This is a genomic window from Arcticibacterium sp., assembly GCF_055134445.1.
The window spans coordinates 1-5,752 of record NZ_JBSRVI010000081.1 but is presented as its reverse complement, the minus strand read 5'-3'; the positions used below and the strand labels follow the sequence as shown (position 1 = coordinate 5,752).

Annotated in this window: 7 protein-coding genes; 5 read left to right on the top strand and 2 right to left on the bottom strand. The window is 37.3% G+C overall.

Annotated elements, in window-relative coordinates; genetic code table 11:
• From ACTBZY_RS10355 to ACTBZY_RS10340, 4 genes are all read left to right on the top strand, one after another.
• Positions 1–1,230, top strand: a 1,230-nt coding sequence (locus ACTBZY_RS10355; protein WP_463046261.1) for an AAA family ATPase, incomplete at its 5' end; no start/stop codon positions are given.
• 22 nt (positions 1,231–1,252) lie between these two features.
• A complete protein-coding gene (locus tag ACTBZY_RS10350) occupies positions 1,253–2,443 on the top strand; it encodes a lipoprotein N-acyltransferase Lnb domain-containing protein (RefSeq protein WP_463046260.1) in 1,191 nt (396 codons plus the stop codon).
• A gap of 39 nt (positions 2,444–2,482) precedes the next feature.
• Positions 2,483–3,007, top strand: coding sequence for a YfiT family bacillithiol transferase (locus ACTBZY_RS10345; RefSeq protein ID WP_463046259.1), 525 nt, complete (start codon positions 2,483–2,485; stop codon positions 3,005–3,007).
• Positions 2,995–3,171, top strand: coding sequence for a FeoB-associated Cys-rich membrane protein (locus tag ACTBZY_RS10340; protein WP_463046258.1), 177 nt, complete (start codon positions 2,995–2,997; stop codon positions 3,169–3,171). Before ACTBZY_RS10345 ends, ACTBZY_RS10340 begins: the two co-directional genes overlap by 13 nt.
• Here ACTBZY_RS10340 and ACTBZY_RS10335 read toward each other — a convergent pair.
• Positions 3,155–3,922: a queuosine precursor transporter gene (locus ACTBZY_RS10335; RefSeq protein ID WP_463046257.1), complete on the bottom strand. Its 768-nt coding sequence runs from the start codon at positions 3,920–3,922 to the stop codon at positions 3,155–3,157. The two genes, ACTBZY_RS10340 and ACTBZY_RS10335, sit on opposite strands and share 17 nt — an antisense overlap.
• Positions 3,923–4,027: 105 nt before the next feature.
• Positions 4,028–4,678, bottom strand: coding sequence for an ABC transporter ATP-binding protein (locus ACTBZY_RS10330; protein ID WP_463046256.1), 651 nt, complete (start codon positions 4,676–4,678; stop codon positions 4,028–4,030).
• A 121-nt stretch (positions 4,679–4,799) separates the two neighbouring features.
• Here ACTBZY_RS10330 and sucC point away from each other — a divergent pair.
• On the top strand, positions 4,800–5,752 hold a 953-nt coding region (gene sucC, locus ACTBZY_RS10325), incomplete at its 3' end, for an ADP-forming succinate--CoA ligase subunit beta (RefSeq protein ID WP_463046255.1).

The window sequence follows — 5,752 nt, the reverse complement described above, 5'->3', positions numbered from 1 at the left end:
CCTCAAGAAATCATCGAACTAGAAGAGGCTGTAGAGAATATTAAGGTAGAGAAAAATGCTGTAGTTAAAAGTCAGCGTTATGAAGAAGCTGCTCAGCTTCGCGACAAAGAAAAGAAACTGATAGACCAACTAGACCGTGTTAAGCTAGCTTGGGAAGAAGAAAGTAAAGAAAAGAGGCATCTCGTTACAGAAGATAACGTAGGTGAGGTTATTGCCCAAATGACCGGAATTCCGATTAACAAAGTTAATATGAATGAAGGTGAGCGTATGCTCAAAATGGGTGATTCTCTTAAGAATAGAATCATTGGTCAGGATGAAGCCGTTAAAAAACTGGTGAAAGCCATTCAAAGAACGAGAGTAGGTCTTAAAGACCCGAAAAAACCGATTGGCTCGTTCATTTTCTTAGGCCCTACCGGTGTAGGAAAAACGGAATTGGCGAAAGCACTGACAGAATATTTGTTTGACTCCGACGAAGCTCTTATCAGAATAGATATGAGTGAGTACATGGAGAAATTCAGTATCTCTAGATTGGTAGGAGCCCCTCCAGGATATGTGGGTTATGAAGAAGGTGGTCAGCTTACAGAAAAAGTTCGTAGAAAGCCTTATTCGGTAATCCTTTTGGATGAAATCGAAAAAGCACATCCAGATATTTTCAATATTTTACTTCAAGTATTAGACGACGGTGTTTTAACAGATAGCCTTGGTAGAAAGGTGGATTTCAGAAATGCCATTATCATCATGACTTCTAATATTGGTGTTAGAGATTTGAAAGATTTTGGAGCTGGCATTGGTTTCAGCACCAAAGCTAGAAAAGATAATCAGGACGAGGCTGTGAAAAGCACCATTCAGAGTGCTTTGAGAAAAACATTCTCACCAGAGTTCTTAAATAGACTGGATGATGTTATCATTTTCAATTCTCTAGAGAAAGAGTCTATTCATCAGATTATAGATATCTTGCTTAGAAAGTTATTCGTAAGAATCAACGGTCTGGGTTATGAGATAGAAGTAACAGATGCAGCCAAAGACTATGTTGCAGAAAAGGGATACGACCAACAGTATGGAGCCAGACCGTTAAACAGGGCCATCCAGAAATATGTGGAAGACCCAATGGCTGAAGAAATTCTGAAAGGTCAGTTGAAAGAAGGAGATGTCATTCATGTAGATTATGATGGTAAATCTGAAGAACTAAGTTTCTCTAAAAAAGGGAAAACTCAAACTGTAGAGCCTTAGTATTGCTTACTTTAAGATAAGAATGAACATAAAATATTTAGTGCTCATATTTAGTCTGTTGTCCTTTTCGGGCAACAGACTTTTTTGTCAAACGCTATCGCAAAACAGCGAAGTATCCTTATTGACCATTTCTCCTGGAAAGGAATTATTCTCTTTTGCTGGCCATACCGCCATAAGGGTAAAAGACCCTCAAAACGGCATAGATGTGAATTTCAACTATGGCGTTTTCGATTTTAGAACCGAGGGTTTCTATCTTAAATTCTTAAAAGGTACCCTGCCCTATCAGATTGGTGCTTATAACTTTAGAGACGAAGTACCCAGCTGGACAGAAGACGGACGTGGTGTTACGGAACAAGTTTTAAGGTTAGATTCTACCCAAAAACAACAGGTATTTGATTTTCTACTTCATAATTATCAACCTGAAAACAGAAAGTACAATTACAAATTCTTTTATGATAACTGTGCTTCCAGAGTTAGAGACGTTTTTCAAACCGTAGCTGGAGAAAAATTAAAACTGAGCCCAAGCCTAAATGCTGACCAGAGTTTTAGAGATTGGCTGGATATATACAACAGGAAAAGCAAAAACGACTGGACGGAGTTCGGAATGAACCTTGCTTTAGGACTGCCGTCAGACGAAAAAACAAACGCTTTAAGAGCCATGTTTATTCCTGATAACTTAATGCATGCCATGGATTCGGCAAAGGTGTTTAGTGATGGTAAATGGGTGAGTTTTGTGAAAACAAAAAAGGAATTAAGTCCTTATACCCTTGAGCATTCGTCATTTATTATAAAGCCTTTTCTTTTATTTGGCATCATTTTCTTGATGGTAGCTTATATAACATTTATAGAATACCAGAGAAAGAAGTGGTATCTCTGGATGGATAAACTCCTCTTTAGTCTCACAGGAGTAACAGGTTGGTTTCTTCTTGTTCTTTGGTTTTTAACAGACCATGGCGTTATGAATGAAAATTTAAATTTACTTTGGGCTTTCCCTTCTGTTTTTCCTTTGGTTTTATTCCTGAACAAAAAAACGGATAGACAGTCGATTATTAGCAAACTTTTCTTAATTCAGGTCATTTTAGGCATTATTGTGATAGTAGGGTTTTCATTTCTACCACAGGGCTTTCATCCTGCTATTATTCCTATAGCCGGTACGGTACTTCTACGATCGTATTTTATCTGGAAACGGAAGACCAACTCAGAACCATTATAGATAAGTAAATGTTTTAAATACAAACACAATTATAGTATTATGATTGATTTTCAATACCCAATCGGTAAATTCAAAGTTAAGAAGGATTACAGCAAAGAAGAGGTTGCAGAATTTCTAAGCATCCTTAAAGACTTTCCAAGCGAATTAGAAAAAGTTGCTGCTGGTATTACGGATGAACAACTATCTAATGTTTACAGACCTGATGGCTGGACTGCTCAACAGGTAGTGCACCATATTGCAGACAGTCACATGAATATGCTAATACGTCTTAAATGGACTTTAACAGAAGATTCACCTAGGATAAAGGCATATTTTGAAGACAGGTGGGCGGAACTACCAGATTACAATCTGCCTATTCAGCTTTCTATAGATATGTTAAAGGTTATTCATGCCAAAGTGGTAGCACTTCTAGAAAACTTAGACGAAGAAACTTTAAACAGAAGTTACGTTCACCCAGAGACGGAATATAGTTTCACATTAGAAAGTGTGATGGCTCTTTATGCTTGGCATGGAGCTCATCATATTGCACACATTAAAATTTGCAAAGGAGAATGGTCGTCATAGAAAACATAATCATTATTGCACTGTCAGGGTTGGCCTTAGGCTACCTCATACGAATGGTTTACAAACAGTTTTCTTCTGAAGGAGCTGGTTGTGCATCGTGCTCGGGAGGTTGCTCTGCAACTAGTCAAATGGATTTCCCTGAAATTATTAGTCAGAAGAAGTAGCTGCATCAATTAATTGATCCGACTCTTCTTTTCCAAGCCATTTATCTATCAAGTAATGAGCAAGGTAAATAAGAGGTGTTAGAGCTATGGCTATAAAGAATTTAAAGATATAATTATTGGTAGAAACCTGCCCTACCTGCTCTAAAGACCAATTTCCGAAAACATAGAAGGCGATAAAAATTACTACAAAAGAATCGATAAGCTGCGAAACCACGGTAGAACCTGTAGCTCTTAACCAGATAAATCTATTTTTTGTTATTTTTCTTAGTTTATGAAAAACAAATGCATCCAATATCTGACCTATTAAAAAGGCAGATAAGCTTCCTATGATAATACCAAGCCCCTGCCTGAAAATCATCTTAAAGCCTTCATTAATATTGATAGACTGTCCGTTAGAATCTATAGCATTTACATCCAGCCAGAATGCTGCGGGTTTAACATATACCGCAAGATAAATGACTAAAAAACTAAAAGTAATAAGAGCCGCGGCTAAGTAAGAAATAAATTTTACACCTTTTTTCCCATAGTATTCATTGATTACATCGGAAACAATAAAAACGATAGGCCAATTAAGTGTACCAGCAGTTAAAGCAAAACTCAAGTCAAAACCTAAAACAGAATAACCCGAGCCATCAAAACCTAAGGTCTGGTCTAGACTAAATATCTTGGCCCCAATAATTTCTGCCGTAATGGCATTGGTTAAGAAGATACCACAAAGTATTATGTAAAGTTTTTGCTTTTTTGAGCCCATTTGTCAATTTCTAATAGTCTTGATTAAAACTTTTGTTGGAATATTTAATGTACATTTTGTTTCCCATTCCTACTTAATTCTTCACATCATCACACAAATACCAAACTAAACCACTCTCCCATCTTTAAGCGTGATTACCCTATCTGCCATATCGGCTAATTCTTTATTATGCGTGACAATCACAAAAGCACAATTAAATTTCGCCCTTATATCTAAAAGCAAATTATGTAAATCAAGGGCATTTTGAGTATCTAAATTACCGGTGGGTTCGTCGGCAAAAATAATTTTAGGCGAGTTTATTAACGCTCTGGCCACAGCTACTCTTTGCTGCTCACCACCAGAAAGTTCTGAAGGTAAATGCTCACTCCTATCCTTCAATCCTAAAGTAGCCAAGAGCTCAGAAGCCCTCTTCTTAACTTCTTTTTCATTTCTTTTTCCTATCCAGCCTGGCAAGCAGACATTCTCTAATGCCGTAAGTTCCGCCATGAGGTTATGAAACTGAAAAACAAAGCCTAGTTTCTCATTTCTAAGTTTTACTATTTCTTTTTCTGACATAGAACTCACCTCCATATTGTCCAAGAAAATCTTCCCTAAATCCGATGAATCCAATGTGCCCAGTATCTGAAGTAATGTTGTTTTTCCTGCCCCCGAAGGCCCCACTATGGCCACTATTTCACCAGAAGCTATTTCAAGGTCAATCCCTTTCAAAACTTCTAATTCACCATATTTTTTATAAATACCTTCTGCTTTGAGCATGTAATTCTCTTGTTTTAATAAACAATATTATCAGTTTTTAGCTTTTTATCTTATGAATGAAACGATTATTTCCCTAATTTGCCCAAAAATTAGAAAAGTTCAATTCTCTTAATCTCAAATAATGAACATTCACGAATACCAAGGTAAGGAAATTTTAGCCAAATATGGGGTAAGAATCCAACGAGGAATCGTTGCTGAATCTCCTGAAAGTGCAGTTACGGCCTATAAGGAAATTGCAAAAATGACAGATTCAAAATTTGCTGTCATTAAGTCTCAAATCCATGCTGGTGGAAGAGGAAAAGGCCAGATAGTGGGAATGGAGCAACGTGGTGTGCAGCTAGTTAAATCTGCTGAAGACACTAAAACTGCTGCAAGCAACCTTCTTAGGAATGTTTTGGTGACACACCAAACAGGTCCTGAAGGAAAAGTAGTTAATAAGGTATTAATAGCTGAAGACGTTTATTATCCTGGAGATAGTGAGCCGAAAGAATTCTACATTTCTATTCTTTTAGATAGAACAAAAAGCTGTAACGTCATCATGGCTTCTACTGAAGGTGGAATGGACATTGAAGAAGTAGCTGAGAACACTCCTGAGTTAATTTTCAAAGAGTGGATTGACCCAAGAGTAGGCTTACAAGCTTTTCAAGCAAGAAAAGTGGCCAACAAATTAGGCTTAACTGGTGGAGCTAATAAAGAGATGGTTAAATTCATTTTCTCTTTATATAAAGCATACGAAGCTTCGGATTCTGCTATGTTTGAAATTAACCCAGTTTTAAAAACATCTGACGATAAAATTTTAGCAGTAGACGCCAAAGTAGATTTGGACGACAATGCTCTTTACCGCCATCCAGAATTATTAGCTTTAAGAGACAAAGCGGAGGAAGATCCAATGGAAGTAGAAGCTTCTGAAAGTGACTTGAACTATGTAAAACTTGACGGAAACGTGGGTTGTATGGTGAATGGTGCTGGTTTGGCTATGGCTACAATGGATATGATTAAATTGGCCGGTGGTGAGCCTGCCAACTTCCTGGATGTAGGTGGAACAGCAAATGCTCAAACAGATCGGAAGAGCAC